The organism is Sporosarcina sp. resist (assembly GCF_014302295.1).
In the GTDB taxonomy this organism is placed as follows: domain Bacteria; phylum Bacillota; class Bacilli; order Bacillales_A; family Planococcaceae; genus Sporosarcina; species Sporosarcina psychrophila.
Genome location: NZ_CP060287.1, coordinates 826860 through 844444 on the forward strand (window position 1 = coordinate 826860; position 17585 = coordinate 844444).

Genomic DNA, 17585 nt, shown 5'->3' on the forward strand with positions numbered 1-17585 from the left:
CAGGCCTTTGTCTAGTGACTTCGCATAATCTAATAACAAAATAAAAGGTGGAGTTAAATTGGTGGAAATATATTTCGCAGGACCAATAAATGCTAGATATTGGAGAAATGATGTTTTAGGATTTAACCCTTTAGAAGGTTTGAATAAGGACCTATATGCTGATGGCTATAAATATGCAGGACCTAAAATAGCTGTAAAAATAAGTGAGCGTGTAAAAAGGCATGATGACTTAGTGTTTTTTGATGATGGTACATTAGATATAAAAGAAGAGTTATTTGAACGCTGCATAAGAGACATAGACAGTGCAGATGGAGTTTTTGCTTGGATTGATAATGAGAATAGACATGGCACATTAGCAGAAATAATGTACGCTTTTTCAAAAGGATTATACATCTATGTAGTAATATCTCCCTCTGTAGAAACTGAGGAACTATGGTTTCCTCTCGAAGCTGCAGATGTAGTAGTAACGACGAATAATATTAGATCGGCATGGCAGGGTTTTATAGAAAATAGCCCGTTCAAAGAAAGATTGGAGATTACAGAAAAGCAAGTGTATCTATTATCATTAGAACTTTCTAAACATAAACTTGAGTTGATACCAGATAGTTTTAATAAATATGAAGCGAGAAAGTTAATTGGTGCTTTAGTGAGTTCATCAAGTGGGTTGGACAAAATGTTATTACAACATATTGAAGATAAGAAAGTGCGCTATAAGAATTCTAATGCTGTTAATGAAATTAAAAAAATGAAAATTGAACCGAGAACCCAGAGACTGCTTACTCCGGAGCAAGCTGAAATAGAACGACTAACTATAGAACGGATAAGGAAAGAGAATATGGAAAGAGCTGAGCAATCTAGAGTGAAAAAAGAAAAAAAAGCGGCTGCTCTACGCTATAACTTAAAACATATAGGATTACAGAAACTTGTTTGTGAAGGATTAGGTGAACGTATAACAGAGAAGCTATTACTTAAAGCCATAGAAACGTTGAAAATTCGCCGCAACTCCAAATATTATAATGCAAGAAAACAATGTTATACAGATGAAGCTGTTGTGCCATTAGTTGCGTATTTCAAAGAACAAAAAAGTGGAAAGTAGACACAACGAAGTTGACTTGTATCGCTTCGAATATCAATGCTTAAATCTGTACTATGCAATCGTCAAGTTAGTATAGCGGTTAAATTTGAAAACTGCCGTATGGTAGTGAAAGGGAGAATGTGCGATAAGAAAGATTGGCTGTTGCCACAGGCAGGGGGCACGGGTAGGTCTAAGCTGTTGCTAAGCTAATCAATCACTAATTACTGCTTACTACTTTAGCCGCCGCTACTTTGCTATAATAGTATCAATACTAGCTGAGTAAAGGACTGTAGGCCAAATGCCAAAAAAATATTTATTATCTATCACGGAAATCGAAGATAAAGCTAAAAAAATTATTGAAAATTTAAATGAAGAGACTTTTATTGAAGAGTTTTTAGGGCTTTTTGATATTCCTAAAACAAGTATCACACGTGCAAGATCAAGTGAAGGCGATTTTTTGATACGAAATAAAGTTCGTTATCGAAAGGTTGAAAATAATCCACTACGCGCTATTGATGAAATCGAGCAAGAAATTGTATCTCAAAATCAAAAGCCTCGCTATCTCATCACAACTGATTTTGAAATGCTTTATGCAAAAGATACAAAAACAAATGATTCGCTTGCTATTAACTTTAAAGACTTACCCACTTCTGCTGATTTTTTCCTTGCATGGAACGACATTGAGAAAGCAGATTACCAAAATGAAAGTCCAGCAGATATTAAAGCTGCTAAGCGTTTCACAAAACTCTATGATGAGTTGGTCAAAATCAATCCTGAGCTTGCAAAAGAGGAAGCTGACGGCAAATCATTTAACCTTTTTCTGATCCGCTCTCTATTCTTGTACTTCTCTGAAGATACAGAAATTATCACTAGAGGTTCTTTTACTAATATCCTTAAAACAAGGACTGAAACCGATGGAAGTAATCTAAACTCAGTCATCAAAGATTTATTTTCAATTTTAGATATTCCTGAAAACCAAAGACATGACATGCCTGAATGGTTGAAAGAATTTCCATATGTAAATGGAAAACTTTTCAAAGAACCGCATCACGACTTAAACTTCAGCACTTTTACTCGAAAACTACTCATCGAAGCAGGCGAATTGCTCAAATGGAATGAAATCAATCCCGATATATTGGGAGCAATGATTCAAACTGTTGCTAACAAAGAAGAACGTCAAGTCTCAGGCATGCACTACACGAGTGTGCCAAATATCATGAAAGTGATTAAACCACTATTTTTAGATAATCTTCAAGCAGAGTACCAAAGGCTTTCTGACCGTTCAGATGATTACAAAGAACGCGAGATTACCGAAAAAAAAAGACGTGAACAACAACGAGATATTATAAAACAACTGGATAGCTTACTTGAACGAATGAGTAAAATTAAGTTCTTAGACCCTGCCTGTGGTTCTGGTAATTTTTTGATTATTACTTACAAAGAACTTCGCAGACTTGAAATCCAAATCCTTGTTAAAATCCGTGAAATTCAGGAAGCCTTAAATGAAAAGAATGTTTATCAAGGAGAATTGCTCAAGCGATCTAAGATAAGACTCAACCAATTCTCAGGTATTGAGCTTGATGATTTTGCACATGAGGTAGCTAGACTTTCTCTTTATATTGCTGAACATCAAATGAATGTAGAAATGATTGAATCTCTTGCGGACTATCAACCTAGAATCCTTCCACTTCAAGAATCAGGGAATATCGTACACGGTAATGCCTTACGTGTGGATTGGAATCAATTTGTTCCTCATGAGACTAATGATGAAGTTTATATTATGGGGAATCCACCTTATATTGGTGCAAAACTTCAAAGTAAAATCCAGAAAAAAGATTTAGAAATCGCAATTAGCCCAGTTTTAAATTATAAGAAACTAGATTATATTTCCGGCTGGTTTTATAAAGCAACAAAATATATTTTTGAGAAAAATGCTCAATATGCTTTTGTAACGACAAACTCGATAAACCAAGGCGAACAAGTGAGCCGGCTTTGGATTGAGTTGTTAAAATATGGTGAAATTCCATTTGCTTATCAATCATTCAAATGGGGAAATAGTGCTGCACATAACGCTGGAGTAACCGTTGCAATTATCGGATTCTCAAACAAAAATGAAAATCAAAAAGTACTTTATATTGATGAGGTTGCAAGTTATGGTACCAATATCAATCCATATTTAGCATTCGGAAACAATGTTATAGTTGCAAACTCAAATAGTAATTTTGCTCACTTCCCTCAAATGGTCATGGGAAATATGCCAAGAAGCAAATACCTAATTTTCAAGCGAGAAGAAAAGGATAGTTAGTTGACAAACACCCTGAAACTGCTCGTTTTTTTAACAAATATATTGGTTCAGAAGGTTATATTAAAGGTGAATATCGTTATACTCTCTGGTTAGAAGAAAAAGATTATCTTACGCTAAAAACTATTCCAGAGTTTGCTCAAATTTTTAAACAAGTTTCTGCGGAACGCTCAGGAGAAAAGTCAGCAGAATCTACAAAAGAATATGCAAAGAAACCATGGCTATTTGTTCAACGAGGAGAATGGGATAATGCAAATGAAGCTGGAAAAATTAAAGGAAAGCAAGCATTAATTGCACCAAGTGTATCATCAGAAGAACGTGATTATGTCCCAATGGGATTTATTGGTTCAGACACAATTATTTCTAATCTCGCTATGGTAATCTACGACGCCCCAATTTGGCTCCTAGGCATCCTAGAATCTCGCATGCATATGACTTGGCTCCGCGCAGTTGGTGGAAGACTGAAAACGGATTATCGCTATTCAGTAGGTATGGTTTACAATACTTTCCCAATTCCCACGCTTTCAACAAATCGTAAAAATGTCCTTGAAGAAGCCGTTTTAGAGATGCTGGATGTCCGTGAGGAAGAAGGTGGTACACTTGCTGAGCTTTACGGTGGTGCGAATAAACTAATGAACGCACGATTACGCGAAGCACACGAAAAGATTGACGGCATTGTGGAGCGTGCTTATAAGCAAGACCCTTTCAAATCCGATGAGGAACGATTGAGTGTATTGCTGAAACTTTATCAAGAAATGGTAAGTGAGGAGGAGAAAAAATGACATCAAATATTTTTGAAATTAATTATAATGGTACTGGACAAAGCCAAAATACAAACGCATTAGGGATGCGTGAGATGCAAGCACGTGTCTATGAGAAACGTGCCTCACAATATCTATTAGTTAAAGCTCCCCCTGCATCAGGGAAATCACGCGCTTTGATGTTTATAGCTTTAGATAAGCTTACAAATCAAGGCATAAAAAAAGTAATTATTGCAGTTCCAGAACGCTCAATTGGAAAATCATTTCAAACTGCGGAACTAGTAAAATTCGGATTTTCCGCTGATTGGGTTATTAATCCGAAAAATAATCTCACGGATCGTGGAACAAGCGAAAGTAAAGTGTCGCAGTTTGTTAATTTTATTCGTTCGACAAATTCAGAAGATAATATCATGGTTTGTACCCACGCGACTTTACGATTTGCTTTTGAGAAATTGAATCATTCGGACTTCGACGATGTTTTACTTGCCATTGATGAGTTTCATCATGTATCACAAGATGAAAATTCTGTACTAGGTAATGCGATACGTAATATTATGGGAAATTCTTCTGCTCATATCGTTGCGATGACTGGCTCCTACTTTCGCGGTGATTCAGTCCCGATTTTAGAGGCTACTGACGAGCAAAAGTTTGATAAGGTAACTTATACTTATTATGAACAACTTGAAGGATATAAATATCTAAAGAGTTTTGCGATGGGTTATAGCTTCTATCGAGGTCGATATACTGATGCACTCTCAGAAGTTTTAGATACCGCGAAAAAGACAATTATTCATATTCCGAGTCCAAATTCTGGTGAATCGACAAAAGCGAAATATGATGAGGTCGATCGTATTCTTGATGAACTTGGAGAGGTACAGTTCAATTCAGAAACTGGTCTCTATTTCGTAACAGAGTCATCGGGGCATATTTTAAAAGTAGCGGATTTAGTGACTGAGGATGGTGTGGAAGGCCGAGAAAATGTTGGACGTGGGAAAGCACAAGAATATATCCGAAATATGTCTGAACTTGATGACTTGGATATTATCATTGCGCTTGGTATGGCAAAAGAGGGATTTGACTGGCCTTTCGCAGAATATGCTCTAACAATTGGTTATCGTAATTCATTAACTGAAGTTGTGCAAATTATTGGGCGCGTGACTCGTGATAGTTCAAATAAAACTCATGCACAATTTACCAATTTAATTGCTCAACCAGATGCTCAAGATGATGAGGTCATGTTTGCGGTTAATAATGTCATGAAGGCAATCACTGCAAGTCTTTTGATGGAATCTGTATTAGCCCCAAACTTTAACTTTAAGCGTAAAGATAATGATGACCAAAAATCAAAAGGAGCAGATATTTTCATCAAAGGCTTAAAAGAGCCAAGTACTGAGCGTTCAAAAAGTATTATTCAAAACGATTTGAATGATTTGAAAGCAACTATTTTACAAGACAGTCAAATTCAGCAAGCTATTGCTGCTGGCGTCGATGCAAAAGTGATTAATAAACAACTTATACCGCGTGTGATAATGAATAGCTATCCTGATTTGTCAAATGATGAGACTGAGGAAGTTCGACAGCACTTAGTTGCACAAGCTGTCATTCAGTCTGCGGAACGTGAAGAAGGAACAGGCGGAAATCAATTTCTTAGAATGGCAAATAAGTTTATAAATATTGATGAAATTGCCATTGATTTGATTGATGAAGTGAATCCTTTCCAGCGTGCTTATGAGGTTATTTCAAAGGAAATTGATGCACCAACTTTACGCTTTATTCAAGATTATATGGATGGTATAAAATTTACTTTTTCTGAAGATGAATTGGTTATGTTGTATCCTCAAATTGTTCAGTTTAAAAGTGAAAATGGTAGAATTCCAGTTAAGTCTAGTTCAGACCAATACGAACAAAGATTAGCTTATGCATTATTACGTTTGGAGCAACTAAGGAGAGAGAGACGAGATGGACAAGCTTAATCTTGATGATATTTTTTCAGACCCAATTTTTGATGAACTAATAGCCGAAACTCCTAATAAACAAGTTAAGCGAACTGACTCGGAATTTGAAAAATTTCAAGAGATTATCGGATGGATAAAAAATCATAATGGAAAAGAACCAGAAAAATCTCGGGATATGACCGAAAGAAAATTATTTTCCAGACTTAAAGGCTATCGTGACAAGCCAGAAATGATAAAGAAGCTCGCTGAGATTGATGAACTAAACTTGCTTGATAGCCCAAATACAGTTTTAGAAAATCCGATAAAAAATCCCGAGTCTCTTGATGATATTCTTAATGATGACACACTTTTCGAGAAAAAAGATAAAGTTGATTCACTACTTGATTTGTCGAGATATAAGAGAACAATTAGTGCGGCTGATAAATACAGCGTTCGGAAACGTGCTAGCCATTTCGAACAATACGAGCCTCTATTTAAGTTTGTTCAAAAAGAAATCGCAAATGGCACTCGAAGAATAATTCCTGTTGATAGCGAAAACAACATTATACCAGGTAAATTTTATATTGATAATGGGATTCTTCTTTATGTTCTATCCGTAGGTAATTATTATGAAGATAAACATGGTTATCGTAACGCAAAGCTTCATCTTATTTATGAAAATGGAACTGAAAACAAAGGGATTTTACTGAGATCATTTGCATCAAATCTCTTTGATAAGACCCGTCATGGTCGAATGGTAACCGAAGTAATGAGTGATGTTATGGGAGAAACAACCGTTGAAGAAAGAGCTGCTGAATATCTGACTACTGGATATATTTATGTAGTCAGATCTCTTAGCTCAAATCCTGAAATATCAAAATATCAAAATCTTTATAAGATTGGTTTTGCTGGTGGAGGTGTTGAAAAACGCATTGCTAATGCTGAAAATGAAGCTACTTATCTATATGCATCTGTAAAAATTGTTGCGACATGGGAAGTTCAAAACTTTAGTGCTCAGAAACTAGAAACAGTAATTCATCATAGATTTGAAGATAAGCAATTACAAATTTCTGTTCCAACAGCAAATGGAAAAATTGAAAATCCTAAAGAATGGTATTTAGTTTCTTTGGATGAAATTGAAGCAAGCATAAATGAGATTATTGTGAAATTGAATAGTTAATTCAAATTTATGATAGTTGTTAAAGCATCTTTGCCATAATGGTGATGATGCTTTTTATATGTATTTATTTAGCTTTTTTAGTATAGAAAATGGGGAAATTGAATAATATTGTAGAAAAACAAGGAATCCAAACAAATATTGACCCAGATTCCATTGCAAAAAAATACAAAGAAAATAAAGAAATTCGGCGGGTAAGGAAGGCGTTCGACTAATAGAAGAACTGATTACGGAAAAAAAGAATTTTTCAATGGAGACTACATTATCGGGCCACCTTTCCTTGCGACAAATGCGCTCTGCAAAGGAAAATGGATTTAGGGTAATTATCTACTACATGGGTGTCGAAAAAATAGCTATTAACCTTAATCGAATTCGTCAGCGTGTTGAACAGGGCGGGTATAATATTCCGCAGGAGGATGTACTACGCAGAGAAAGTCGATCCTTAAATAATTTTTTGAAAACTATCCCAATAGCTGATGAAATATACTTGGTTGACAACACATATATGCAGGCTGCTATTGTAGCCTGCATTCGCAATACAAATTATAAGGAATAAGATGCCTCAATGGGTTCATCATATACTGAAAGAAATTGATCTGTTGCCATTTGATAAAGAAATTGACTAGTAGATAGATATAGGCGTCGATTCAATGAAAAGTGATTCTTTTATCGGTTAGCTTGTAGCTAGAAATTTAGCTTTAGAATACAGTCTTTTGAATAACATGGATTACTCAAACTCTGTGTGTATTAAATAAAAAACTGCCCCCGCAACACGAATTTTTATCGAACGTAGTCAAAAGCGTAGTCAAACGTTTTTTATAGCAGCTATAAACCCTTACAAACACCGGTATTATAGCCTTTCTAGGAATGGTTGGTTCGACTCCCGCCGTCTCCATAGAGATATGGCTGATAATGTAGTCGTATTAACGGTTTTAGAGAGTAGGGATATTGAACGGGAGGTAAATTCCTGTGCAATATCCCTATTTTTATTGCTTAGGAAAAGAAACACATTTTGTGGCACGTTAATTTGTTAATAATAAACTGGGTGACAAAGTTGAATGGGGCAACTCTGACATAATGGGTATGAAGGCTTCGGAGCATTAATTAATGTGTTTTATGTAACGAGTTATGAAGCTTAGCTTGTTGAAGAATGGAGTGCGTGAAATGTATTTAAAGAAAAGAAGGTTCGCGCTATTGATGGTTATTACTACTGCGTTGTTTTTAACAGCTTGTGGAGGCGGAGACGTGAAGCACTGAAAATGCAACGAAAACAGACACTTCAAAAGTAAATGAAGCTGGAGAAAATGAATTTATACTGATAAGTAAGGGTTTTGAAAAGTATCCAGTTTGGTTCATAGCGAATCAAGATCTATGAAGAGATAGTCGTATTGATGAAGTGTTTGTTTTTAAAGATGGGGATGTAACAACATACTCTGGCTACACAACGCTAACAATTGAAGAAAATGAACGAACTAAAGGATGAAGAAATCATTCAACATGCAAGTGAGGGTGCTACTTCAATAGTGAACGGAACTATTCTCTGAATATCATTCTAGACGGTTATGGTCATGACACTAAAGAAGTAGAACTTCTTGTAAAGGATGATTCTATAGTGCAGAAATTTTGAAACAACCATACGGTGAATTTTAAGTAGACCTGCCATCAGAGCATTTGCTGGTAGTTTTTTTATGCTTGTATTTTAACGTCTGTTTGATATGGTGGTGGAAGGATGGTTATGGAGGAAATTATGACAAACATCAAAGAATTAGCTGGGCTTCTAGTTTTGGGCTTATTTTTCAGCCTTTTCACTTGGGTAATGATCGATTCTTATCTGGATGAGTACGATTTAGCTTCAATTCGATCAGCAGAAGCGACAGTCATTGAAAAAACAGCAAGCAAAGGGTTATTCACCCCTCCTACCTATTTTGTTTGGGTCGAATTTGCTGGCGGAGAAGAGATTAAATATCGCAACCGTGTTTCCAAAAGTCAGATAGAGAACATTGAAATTGGCGATACGATTAATGGTTATTTGACAGGTGCTACAACCTTTTCGACACTGCGCGATATACTCATTAATGGCCTCTATTACTTGATTGCTATTTTTGTTTTTGCGTTTATAGCTTTCTGTTTACTCGTGGCCTTTTTCTTATCCATTCCTGCATTGGAGCGCTTAGAAGAGAAGATATCTTCTGAGCGATTTAAAAAAAGGAAAAGAATGAGGAAAAAGAAACGAAAGAAAAAAGTAGATTCGAGACAAAGGGCTTGGAGAAATGCAGGTATTGTCATTGCAATTTTTCTTTTCATTGCCAAAAGTTTTGTAGTGAACCTGATTCGAACAGTGCAGCCATTCGGAAAGACAAAAACGGAAGCTACAGTCGTTGACCGATTCGAGTATACGACTTATCGGAAATACGAAGACTCAATTCGGGATTTAACCATCTCTTATAAAGATCATACGGGCAGAACTTTTGAAATGGCCAAAGACGTAACGCGACACACCTATCGGCAATATGGCATAGGAGACAAACTACCAATTAGCTATCGAAATGCCGATCCGTATGATGTGTTTGTTCGAGGGAATTCTATATGGGATTACCTTCTGTTATTTACATACTGGGAATTGTCTGTTTATATTGGTTTGATTGCTGTGAGTGCATTCTCTATTTGGGCTTTTCTTGATGATCATAAAGGGAAAAAAAGGTTTTGGCAAAAGTTTAATAGGAAGGTCGATAGATTTTAGCGTAGTGGATAGTCAACATTTGCAAGTATATTTACTTAAATATGTAAGTCTTTAGAGGCAGGTTCGACTCCCGCTGTCTACATATTTGATGTCACAGCAACGTTTAAGCGATGTGTGGCATCATTATGGCAACAACATATATAACAAAGACGATTTCATCTTTTGATGTGGTCGTTTTTTGTTTTGGAAATTTTGCGGTACCTGGCACTCGTTTTGTTTCCCGTTTTGAAATGCGATAAAATCTTATATACCATTCACTCGATACGCCATTTTACTAATGCTTGTTAAGCCTGCTGCCGTGTCTTCAACGGATGTATGGAAATCTTCATCAATCCATATCGTTAAGTACCCGATTGTTCCGAATGCTGTAAAGGTTGAAAGTGCTTCATTTTTAAAGCTTACTTGGAGCGTCTCGTATAAATGTTTATACAAGCGAGTTATAAATAATCTATCAAGGATTCTTCCCTTATAAAAATCTGGATTTTGATGAATATGCTCACAAATTCAGTGAGTGCTGCCTGTGCACTGTTAAATTCATACACGATTCAGAATCAATTCGAATTGTGTGATGCACAGGCAGACAAAACTTTACATCAATGGACAAGCCAAAATGTTAACTGGCAATAGAGATGAATATTGACGAAAGACTCAGTTTTCGTCTGCGCTTTTCATAAGGAAGCTCCTTTCTGTAGAGTAGATAACTGATTAGTCGTCAGTTTCATTTTACAGAAGGAGCCCTTTTTTCGTATTAATTTAACTTTATTTCTGATTCCAATCCTTTTTTACGTTATTTTACTGCTATGCAACGCTAGTGGGCAACTGGTACTCTTGTAGAAGGGGAGTCAATCCGCAACTCTTTTCCCACCAAACAATAAAAGAACATTTCATTTAAAAATGAGAGGATGAGTAAAAATGGATAATTCACAAGAGAGAATCTGTAAGTTTCTAACTCAAAACAAGTTAAAATTCATCAGTGAAGATCAAGTAGCTAAAAAGTTCGGATACAAGAACATACTGACTTTTTACATTGGGAAAGAAGGATGGTCAGCCTATGGTATTGATGGAAGAGACTTTAAAGGTCGAAACCATCAAACATCTAAGGTTGGATTTCTTATTACTGAGTATAAAGAATTTGAGGATGGTGTATATTAAAAAGCTGAATTTATGGGAGGGGAAAGAGTTATCTAATAGAAAATAAAAGCAATATTTTACAGCGATAATAGCACTTTGTGACACCCGTTTAACCCCTATAATGGGCTTTAGCAAGTTCATATATTGGGGTAGGCGGTACGGGGCTATTTCCCTTACAATTATTCCTGAACCATTGCCATATTGAGTAAGTGCTGCCTGTGTACGTTGCAATAATATAGTTAGTGGTAGAAGTAGAAGGAATTTAGAATGGAGTTGATTTTAAATGGGGTACCCTGGAATGCCACCCGGGTTTTGGATAGAACTTATTAAAATACTATCAGTTGTTATTTTACTGGTTGGCGTTATTCCAGCTGTTTTTCGTTATAGAATGGGTGCAAGTAAAAAGAAATGGTTTTCATATAATCATATAAATGAATTTCATAAAAAAGTCGATTGGACACTCCGTATAGTTTTTGCGATTTCTCTTATAATTAGTGGAATCCTTTTTATTAGTCAGCCCTTTATAACATATATAGTACTTGGGTTTTTCACACTAACTCAAATCGGTGTTCAAGCATATATAGAATGGAGATTTTCGGATAACAGAAAAGACTTTCAGGTATCACTAATCCAGCTTACCTTAACTTTTATTACCTTACTTGGATTCGTCTTCTGGTTAAAATATTTTTCATAGGAACAGTTACTTTAAGTAGATTTAATAAAGCAAACGAACGCGATTGTTGGCTAAATACTTTTTTGAAAGGGGAGCTTTGGCTATTCTTTTTTTGTGTTGTTTGCGGGTTCCCTTAGTTAGTGCTGCCTGTGAACGGTGCAATTCAGACACGATTCAGAATTAATTCGAATTGTGTGATGCACAGGCAGACAAAACTTGGAGTTTAATTTATTCTATGTTTTTTCTTATTCTTTACTAATCGTTCTAGAAATGATATTCTAAAAGAAGTTAAATTAGTTGCAGTTAAATGTCCTATAATTAGAATGTTCATTCTTGTTAAGGTGCTCGTATTTAGGGAGGAATTATGGCTAGAAGTAAAGAGTTTGATGTAAATCAAGTATTAAGAAAAGCCATGGAGCTTTTTTGGCAACAAGGGTATGAAAAAACATCTATGCAAGAGCTAGTAGACTATATGGGCATTCATCGCAGAAGCATCTACGATACGTTTGGCGACAAACGTACATTGTTTTTGAGTGCCTTATCTCACTATGAAGAGTTAATTACTAGTGAAACGAAGAAGAGAGTAGTTTCAAAATTACTGGTAAAACAAGGGATACGAGAAGTGTTTAACATGATAATTTACCCAAATCTTAATTTGCCAAAAGGATGTTTGTCTGTAAATGCAGCTGTTGAATTATCTTTGCTTGACGAGGAAATTGCAACAAAGATTGCAGAAATGTTTACAAAGACAGAAGCTCTCTTTTATGAGCTGCTGAAACATGGGCAGAAAAACGGAGAAATATCTAAGAATCATGATCCTGAAGTATTGTCTCTTTTTCTTCATAATTCACTTGTAGGGTTACGCGTATTAGTGAAGATTGAGGCTGATAAAAAGAAATTAGAAAGCATTGTTGACATGACACTTTCAGTGTTAGACTAACTTTCTTTTTTTTTACTTTTCTAGAACGAACATTCTAGAAGTGCAGATGAAATTGAAACTAATTTATAATCTATCAAATCAATCCGAACTCACCGTTCGAAAGGGGAAAAATGATGTCAAAATTTACAATTCCAACTGAATCAAGTTATATCGAAGCTGGAGGGATCCGATTTGCCTATAGAAAGTTCGGCCAAGAAACAGGAATTCCGCTAGTTTTCTTCATTCACTTCCGCGGAACAATGGAAAATTGGGATCCTAATATGATTGGTGTTTTAGCTGAAAGTCGACCTATTATTCTTTTTGATAATGCTGGTGTCGGTGAATCCAGTGGTGAAACTCCGACTACTGTAGCTGAGATGGCAAAGGATGCAGCGACTTTCATTAAAGCACTTGGCTTAGAGAGAGTCGATATCCTTGGTTTTTCAATTGGCGGATTTGTTGCACAGGAGTTAGTATTGCAGCAGCCAAATATGGTACGACGCATCGTCTTGGCGGGAACTGGTCCACAATCTGGTGTCAATGATCCTAGAAAAGACGTGTATGAAGCGATGACTCAAGTTGGTGGAGATGAAAATGATGCTCTGGAGAATTTCTTGCTCCTATTTTACGGTCCGACCGAAACGAGTCGGACGGCTGGAATATCTTCATATAAACGAATCTTGAGCCAGAAAAAAGTGGAAAGTTCACCTCAAGTGCTCGATGCGCAATTACAGGCAATCTCCCAATGGACTGAGCGGGATCCTGAACAGAAATACGACTGGTTGCAGAAGATTACGCAAGCGGTACTCGTGACTAATGGGGTTAAAGACGTCATGGTTCCGACCGAAAACAGTTATATTCTTACGGAAAACTTACCTAATGCCCAACTCATTATTTATCCAGACTCCGGACATGGACATCTATTCCAGTACCCAGAACAGTTTGCTGGACATGTAAAGCTATTTCTTGATTCTAAGTAATTAAGGGGGGAGAAGACAATTAGTCATAGATAATCAATTATTACTAACCACTTTATGCTTAGACTATATGACAACAAAAAAGGAGAATGAAAATGAAAAAAATATTTGAAGAGGTTCGTATTGGAGACGTTATATTGAAAAATCGCCTAGGTATGTCACCAATGACGAGAAATAGAGCTTTACCTGATGGTACCCCAGGCGAGTTAGCGGCTGAATATTATGGTCAACGTGCTTCTTTTGGTTTAATCATAAGTGAAGGTACACAACCTTCAAATGATGGTCAAGGGTACTTAAATACACCTGGGATTTATACACCATCTCACATAGAAGGTTGGAAGAAAATAACGAGTCGTGTACACAATGAAGGTGGCAGCATATTCATTCAGCTCATGCATGTAGGGCGTGTTTCACATCCTGACAATACACCACATCATCGACAAGCAGTTGCACCTTCTGCTATTGCACCTGGCACAGAAATGTTTACAGGTGAGGGGATGAAAGATATCCCGACGCCTAGGGAATTAGGTCAAAATGAGCTAAAAGAAGTCATTCAAGAATTTCGTACAGCCGCAGCCGCAGCAATTGAAGCTGGAGCTGATGGAGTCGAAATTCACGGGGCAAATGGGTATCTAATTCAACAGTTCCTTAGTGAGAACTCAAATCATCGTCAAGATGCCTATGGTGGTTCAATTGAAAACCGGGCTCGATTTGCAATTGAAGTAACTAAAGCAGTCATTGATGAAATTGGTGCAGAAAAAACGGGAATTCGGTTCTCGCCTCAAGGGACATTGAACGGAATTGAGGAAGGTGATACAAATATTGAGATGTATCGATATTTAATAGGGGAATTAAATAAGCTTGATTTGGCTTATCTTCATATTATGCACTTTGGCAATGAACCCTTATTACAAGAAATACGTCAATTGTGGACACAACCACTAGTGGTAAATAGAGCGGGACGTCCACTTGAACAACTTACTGTGGACTTGGATAATGGTCTAGCAGATGTCGCAACAGTAGGGATTTGGGCACTAGCTAATCCGGACTTCATTGAGCGTATAAAGAAAAACGCTCCCCTAAATGAACCGGATGTAACTAAGCTCTATGCTGGTGGTGCACAGGGTTATACAGATTATCCTAACATGGAAGAATAAAAATCTCAATAGCAGTAAGAATAAGTGAAATGATGAATGGCGTACAACTAAAAATTGTACGCCATTAGATTTTTAAGTGGAAAGGAAGCTAGAAAAGTATGAAAGCTGCTCAAATGCAGAAATACTCAAAAGGAATTCAAGTGGAAATAAATAATGTGGAAATACCGGAAATCGATAATAACGAGGTGCTTGTTAAAGTAAAAGCAGCAGGTGTAAATCCATTAGATATTCTGATTTTAAATGGCAGTGTCCGAATGATTGCTGATTATGAGTTTCCACTAACATTAGGCAATGAACTATCTGGTGTTATAGAGGCGGTTGGTAAAGATGTTGTTGATTTTCAGGTTGGCGACAAAATTTATTCGAGATTGCCGGTGAATAAAATAGGAGCTTTTGCTGAATATGTGGCGGTCAAAGATGATGCTATAGCTAAAATGCCTGAAAATCTATCCTTTATAGAAGCGGCTGCGGTCCCCCTTACTGCTTTAACAGCTTATCAAGCATTGAAGGATTTACTCCATGTTCAGCCTAATACAAAGCTATTTATTCCTGGAGGAACCGGTGGCTTTGGTGCTATGGCAATTCCCATTGCTAAATCAATGGGGTTATATGTGATTACAAGTGGCAGTGAAAGAGGTCGATCACGTACACTGTCGATTGGGGCAGGTCAATATATAAATTATAAGGAAGAAAACTATGCTGAGGTTCTATCCAATATAGATTACGTTATAGATACCTTAGGTACAACTGAAATAAAAACGGAACTTGGTATTTTAAAACCTCATGGAAAATTAGTATCATTGAAGGCTACACCCAATTATCGCTTTGCCGTTGAAAATAACCTTCCAATGTGGAAAAGAATGTTGTTTGGTTTAGCGGGTGCTCGTTTAGACCGTTTAGCAGCAAAAGATAAAAAAGAATATCACTTTTTATTTGTGCAAGCCAATGGAAGACAGTTACAAGAGATTACTAGTCTTATTGAAAATGAGGATATTACGGCTTCAATTGATTCAACTTATAAATTTGTCGACATTAATCAGGCATTACATAAAGTTTCTACTGGCCACTCGCAAGGGAAAGTTATTGTAACTTTCTAAGGGAAGGGGCGAATTTGATATCTATCAGCTCATCATTTACCCAGACGATGGACATCTTCACCTGCGTCGTTGAAAAATACGCTTAAAAATTTAAAATTTATTATTTAGGAGACGTGGATAATGAATCACTTAGAAAACTTAAAGAAAATGATGACGGGTGAAATACCTGAACCCCCAGTTGCACAAGTACTTGGTTTTAAGGTGGTAGATGTTGAAGAAGGTAGAGTTGTTATAGAAATAGAAGCTTCTGAAAGATTGCATAATCCGATGGGCACGCTGCATGGTGGGATACTTTGTGATATAGCTGATGCTGCGATGGGATATGCTTTTGCTAGTACGCTTGCTGAAGATGAACTTTTTACAACAATGGAAATTAAATTAAATTTCCTTAAACCTATTTATGAATCGAAACTTCGAGCTGAGGGAAAATTAATTAAAAAAGGCGCCACAGTTGGACTACTGGAATGTCATGTATATGATGAAAATGGAAGTCTTGTTGCTCATTCAACTAGTACGTGTATGATTTTAAAAGGAAATTCTAAACAAAAAAGAGTGAAGAAATGAAGTTTTGAATGAATAGAGAATTTAACTCTTTTTTCACGAATCGTTTATGTATACAAATAAAACGAAGATTAAATTCACGAAGGGATCTGGTGAAGAAAATGAATAATTTTCTAGCAATGGTATTAGATAAAGTAAATGATCAAACAAAGTTAGAATTCAAACAATTAAGTATGGATGATCTTCCAGAAGGGGAAGTAACCTGGATTTCAGGATTTGATCAGTAATTTACCCTTAAAAAGTTAAATTAGATGTGGTAGTAAAGGAAGCCATTACTGTATACATCACAATAAATACGTAAAACTTCGTATAGTTATCCGACTAATATCCGATGACCGTTTCTGTAAAACGAAAAAGTTAAAAGGCGTTTGGGAATAAGCGCATTCCCAAATGCCTTTTACATTTATTTGTTCTTTAAGATTGTGTTTCTTATTGCAGGAAATCCTCAGTCGAAGTTACAGCGCAATACATACCGTTAAGTGCGCCGACAAATGCATAATGAACCTGTTCTGCTGGAACGGCCTTACCTTCATAAGATAAGTCCCTTGTCGCACATGCATCTTCAATAAGAGTTGTTTCATAGCCTAAATCCACTGCAGCTCTAACTGTTGCATCAATACACATATGAGTCATCATACCGACAACCACTACCTTTGTTATTCCTTTTTCTTTTAATTTGCTTTCCAAATCAGTCTTTAAAAAACTATTAGGGAAATGTTTGATAATAATGCTTTCGTTTTCCAAAGGTTGAACAGTTTCATGTATTTCAGCACCTTCCGTATCTGGAAGGAAAAATCCTAATGCTGGATCAGCTGCGATATGCTGAACATGGAAAATGTTTTCATTGTTGTTCTGTCTAAACGATTCAAGAACTTTCGCAGCATTAGCGGCCGCTTTATCTGGATTAACTAATTCCATCTTTCCATTTGGGAAATAGTCATTTTGAATATCTACAATAATTAGAGCTGTGCTCATTATTCTCCACCTCATTTACAGTATTTTGATACACTATAATCATAACTCGTATATTGATTTGTATCGATAAGTTGATGAAACACTTTTGTCTCAAAAAATTTCACGG

15 protein-coding genes and 1 pseudogene are annotated in these 17585 nt (G+C 36.3%); 14 read left to right on the top strand and 2 right to left on the bottom strand.

Translation table 11 applies throughout. The features are described from left to right. Positions 1-58: 58 nt before the first annotated feature. The 6 genes and pseudogenes from H7992_RS04095 to H7992_RS04120 all read left to right on the top strand — a co-directional run bounded on the left by H7992_RS04095 (position 59) and on the right by H7992_RS04120 (position 9989). Positions 59-1096, top strand: coding sequence for a TIR domain-containing protein (locus tag H7992_RS04095; protein WP_187046689.1), 1038 nt, complete (start codon positions 59-61; stop codon positions 1094-1096). A gap of 277 nt (positions 1097-1373) precedes the next feature. After that, positions 1374-4159: pseudogene (locus tag H7992_RS04100) on the top strand (DNA methyltransferase). Beyond that, positions 4156-6111: a DEAD/DEAH box helicase gene (locus H7992_RS04105; protein ID WP_187046690.1), complete on the top strand. Its 1956-nt coding sequence runs from the start codon at positions 4156-4158 to the stop codon at positions 6109-6111. Before H7992_RS04100 ends, H7992_RS04105 begins: the two are co-directional and overlap by 4 nt. Beyond that, a complete protein-coding gene (locus tag H7992_RS04110; RefSeq protein WP_187046691.1) occupies positions 6098-7252 on the top strand; it encodes a GIY-YIG nuclease family protein in 1155 nt (384 codons plus the stop codon). Before H7992_RS04105 ends, H7992_RS04110 begins: the two co-directional genes overlap by 14 nt. A gap of 247 nt (positions 7253-7499) precedes the next feature. Next, positions 7500-7805 (top strand): hypothetical protein, encoded by a 306-nt coding sequence (locus H7992_RS04115; protein ID WP_187047785.1) that lies wholly within the window; start codon positions 7500-7502, stop codon positions 7803-7805. 1191 nt (positions 7806-8996) lie between these two features. Continuing rightward, a complete protein-coding gene (locus tag H7992_RS04120) occupies positions 8997-9989 on the top strand; it encodes a DUF3592 domain-containing protein (protein ID WP_187046692.1) in 993 nt (330 codons plus the stop codon). Positions 9990-10232: 243 nt separating this feature from the next. Here H7992_RS04120 and H7992_RS04125 read toward each other — a convergent pair whose 3' ends face one another. Continuing rightward, the gene (locus tag H7992_RS04125; RefSeq protein WP_187046693.1) at positions 10233-10421 is read right to left on the bottom strand and encodes a hypothetical protein; all 189 of its coding nucleotides are present in this window, start codon (positions 10419-10421) and stop codon (positions 10233-10235) included. Positions 10422-10901: 480 nt separating this feature from the next. On the opposite strand from H7992_RS04125, the gene H7992_RS04130 reads away from it, so the two are divergent. The 8 genes from H7992_RS04130 (at position 10902) to H7992_RS24580 (ending at position 16731) form a co-directional block, all read left to right on the top strand. Continuing rightward, on the top strand, positions 10902-11141 hold the full coding sequence (locus tag H7992_RS04130; protein ID WP_187046694.1) for a hypothetical protein: 240 nt from the start codon (positions 10902-10904) through the stop codon (positions 11139-11141). 277 nt (positions 11142-11418) lie between these two features. Beyond that, positions 11419-11814 carry a DUF4181 domain-containing protein gene (locus tag H7992_RS04135; protein WP_187046695.1) on the top strand — a complete coding sequence of 132 codons (396 nt, stop codon included), beginning with the start codon at positions 11419-11421 and terminating at the stop codon, positions 11812-11814. A 343-nt stretch (positions 11815-12157) separates the two neighbouring features. Further along, entirely contained in the window at positions 12158-12733 is a 576-nt protein-coding gene (locus tag H7992_RS04140) for a TetR/AcrR family transcriptional regulator (RefSeq protein WP_187046696.1), read from the top strand. Positions 12734-12846: 113 nt separating this feature from the next. After that, the gene (locus tag H7992_RS04145; RefSeq protein WP_187046697.1) at positions 12847-13692 is read left to right on the top strand and encodes an alpha/beta fold hydrolase; all 846 of its coding nucleotides are present in this window, start codon (positions 12847-12849) and stop codon (positions 13690-13692) included. Between the two features lie 92 nt (positions 13693-13784). Further along, positions 13785-14846 (top strand): alkene reductase, encoded by a 1062-nt coding sequence (locus H7992_RS04150; protein ID WP_187046698.1) that lies wholly within the window; start codon positions 13785-13787, stop codon positions 14844-14846. A gap of 98 nt (positions 14847-14944) precedes the next feature. Next, the gene (locus tag H7992_RS04155) at positions 14945-15943 is read left to right on the top strand and encodes an NADP-dependent oxidoreductase (RefSeq protein WP_187046699.1); all 999 of its coding nucleotides are present in this window, start codon (positions 14945-14947) and stop codon (positions 15941-15943) included. A gap of 120 nt (positions 15944-16063) precedes the next feature. After that, a complete protein-coding gene (locus H7992_RS04160; RefSeq protein WP_187046700.1) occupies positions 16064-16507 on the top strand; it encodes a PaaI family thioesterase in 444 nt (147 codons plus the stop codon). A gap of 89 nt (positions 16508-16596) precedes the next feature. After that, a complete protein-coding gene (locus H7992_RS24580) occupies positions 16597-16731 on the top strand; it encodes a hypothetical protein (RefSeq protein WP_255428582.1) in 135 nt (44 codons plus the stop codon). A 202-nt stretch (positions 16732-16933) separates the two neighbouring features. On the opposite strand, the gene H7992_RS04165 is transcribed toward H7992_RS24580, so the two are convergent. Then, on the bottom strand, positions 16934-17479 hold the full coding sequence (locus H7992_RS04165; protein WP_187046701.1) for a cysteine hydrolase family protein: 546 nt from the start codon (positions 17477-17479) through the stop codon (positions 16934-16936). Between the last annotated feature and the right edge of the window lie 106 nt (positions 17480-17585).

Bases quoted from the DNA above. Each gene is read 5' to 3' on its own strand.
- H7992_RS04105 (WP_187046690.1), top strand. From the start codon at position 4,156: ATGACATCAAATATTTTTGAAATTAATTATAATGGTACTGGACAAAGC.
- H7992_RS04110 (WP_187046691.1), top strand. From the start codon at position 6,098: ATGGACAAGCTTAATCTTGATGATATTTTTTCAGACCCAATTTTTGAT.
- H7992_RS04115 (WP_187047785.1), top strand. From the start codon at position 7,500: ATGGAGACTACATTATCGGGCCACCTTTCCTTGCGACAAATGCGCTCT.
- H7992_RS04120 (WP_187046692.1), top strand. From the start codon at position 8,997: ATGACAAACATCAAAGAATTAGCTGGGCTTCTAGTTTTGGGCTTATTT.
- H7992_RS04130 (WP_187046694.1), top strand. From the start codon at position 10,902: ATGGATAATTCACAAGAGAGAATCTGTAAGTTTCTAACTCAAAACAAG.
- H7992_RS04135 (WP_187046695.1), top strand. From the start codon at position 11,419: ATGCCACCCGGGTTTTGGATAGAACTTATTAAAATACTATCAGTTGTT.
- H7992_RS04140 (WP_187046696.1), top strand. From the start codon at position 12,158: ATGGCTAGAAGTAAAGAGTTTGATGTAAATCAAGTATTAAGAAAAGCC.
- H7992_RS04145 (WP_187046697.1), top strand. From the start codon at position 12,847: ATGTCAAAATTTACAATTCCAACTGAATCAAGTTATATCGAAGCTGGA.
- H7992_RS04150 (WP_187046698.1), top strand. From the start codon at position 13,785: ATGAAAAAAATATTTGAAGAGGTTCGTATTGGAGACGTTATATTGAAA.
- H7992_RS04155 (WP_187046699.1), top strand. From the start codon at position 14,945: ATGAAAGCTGCTCAAATGCAGAAATACTCAAAAGGAATTCAAGTGGAA.
- H7992_RS04160 (WP_187046700.1), top strand. From the start codon at position 16,064: ATGAATCACTTAGAAAACTTAAAGAAAATGATGACGGGTGAAATACCT.
- H7992_RS04165 (WP_187046701.1), bottom strand. From the start codon at position 17,479: ATGAGCACAGCTCTAATTATTGTAGATATTCAAAATGACTATTTCCCA.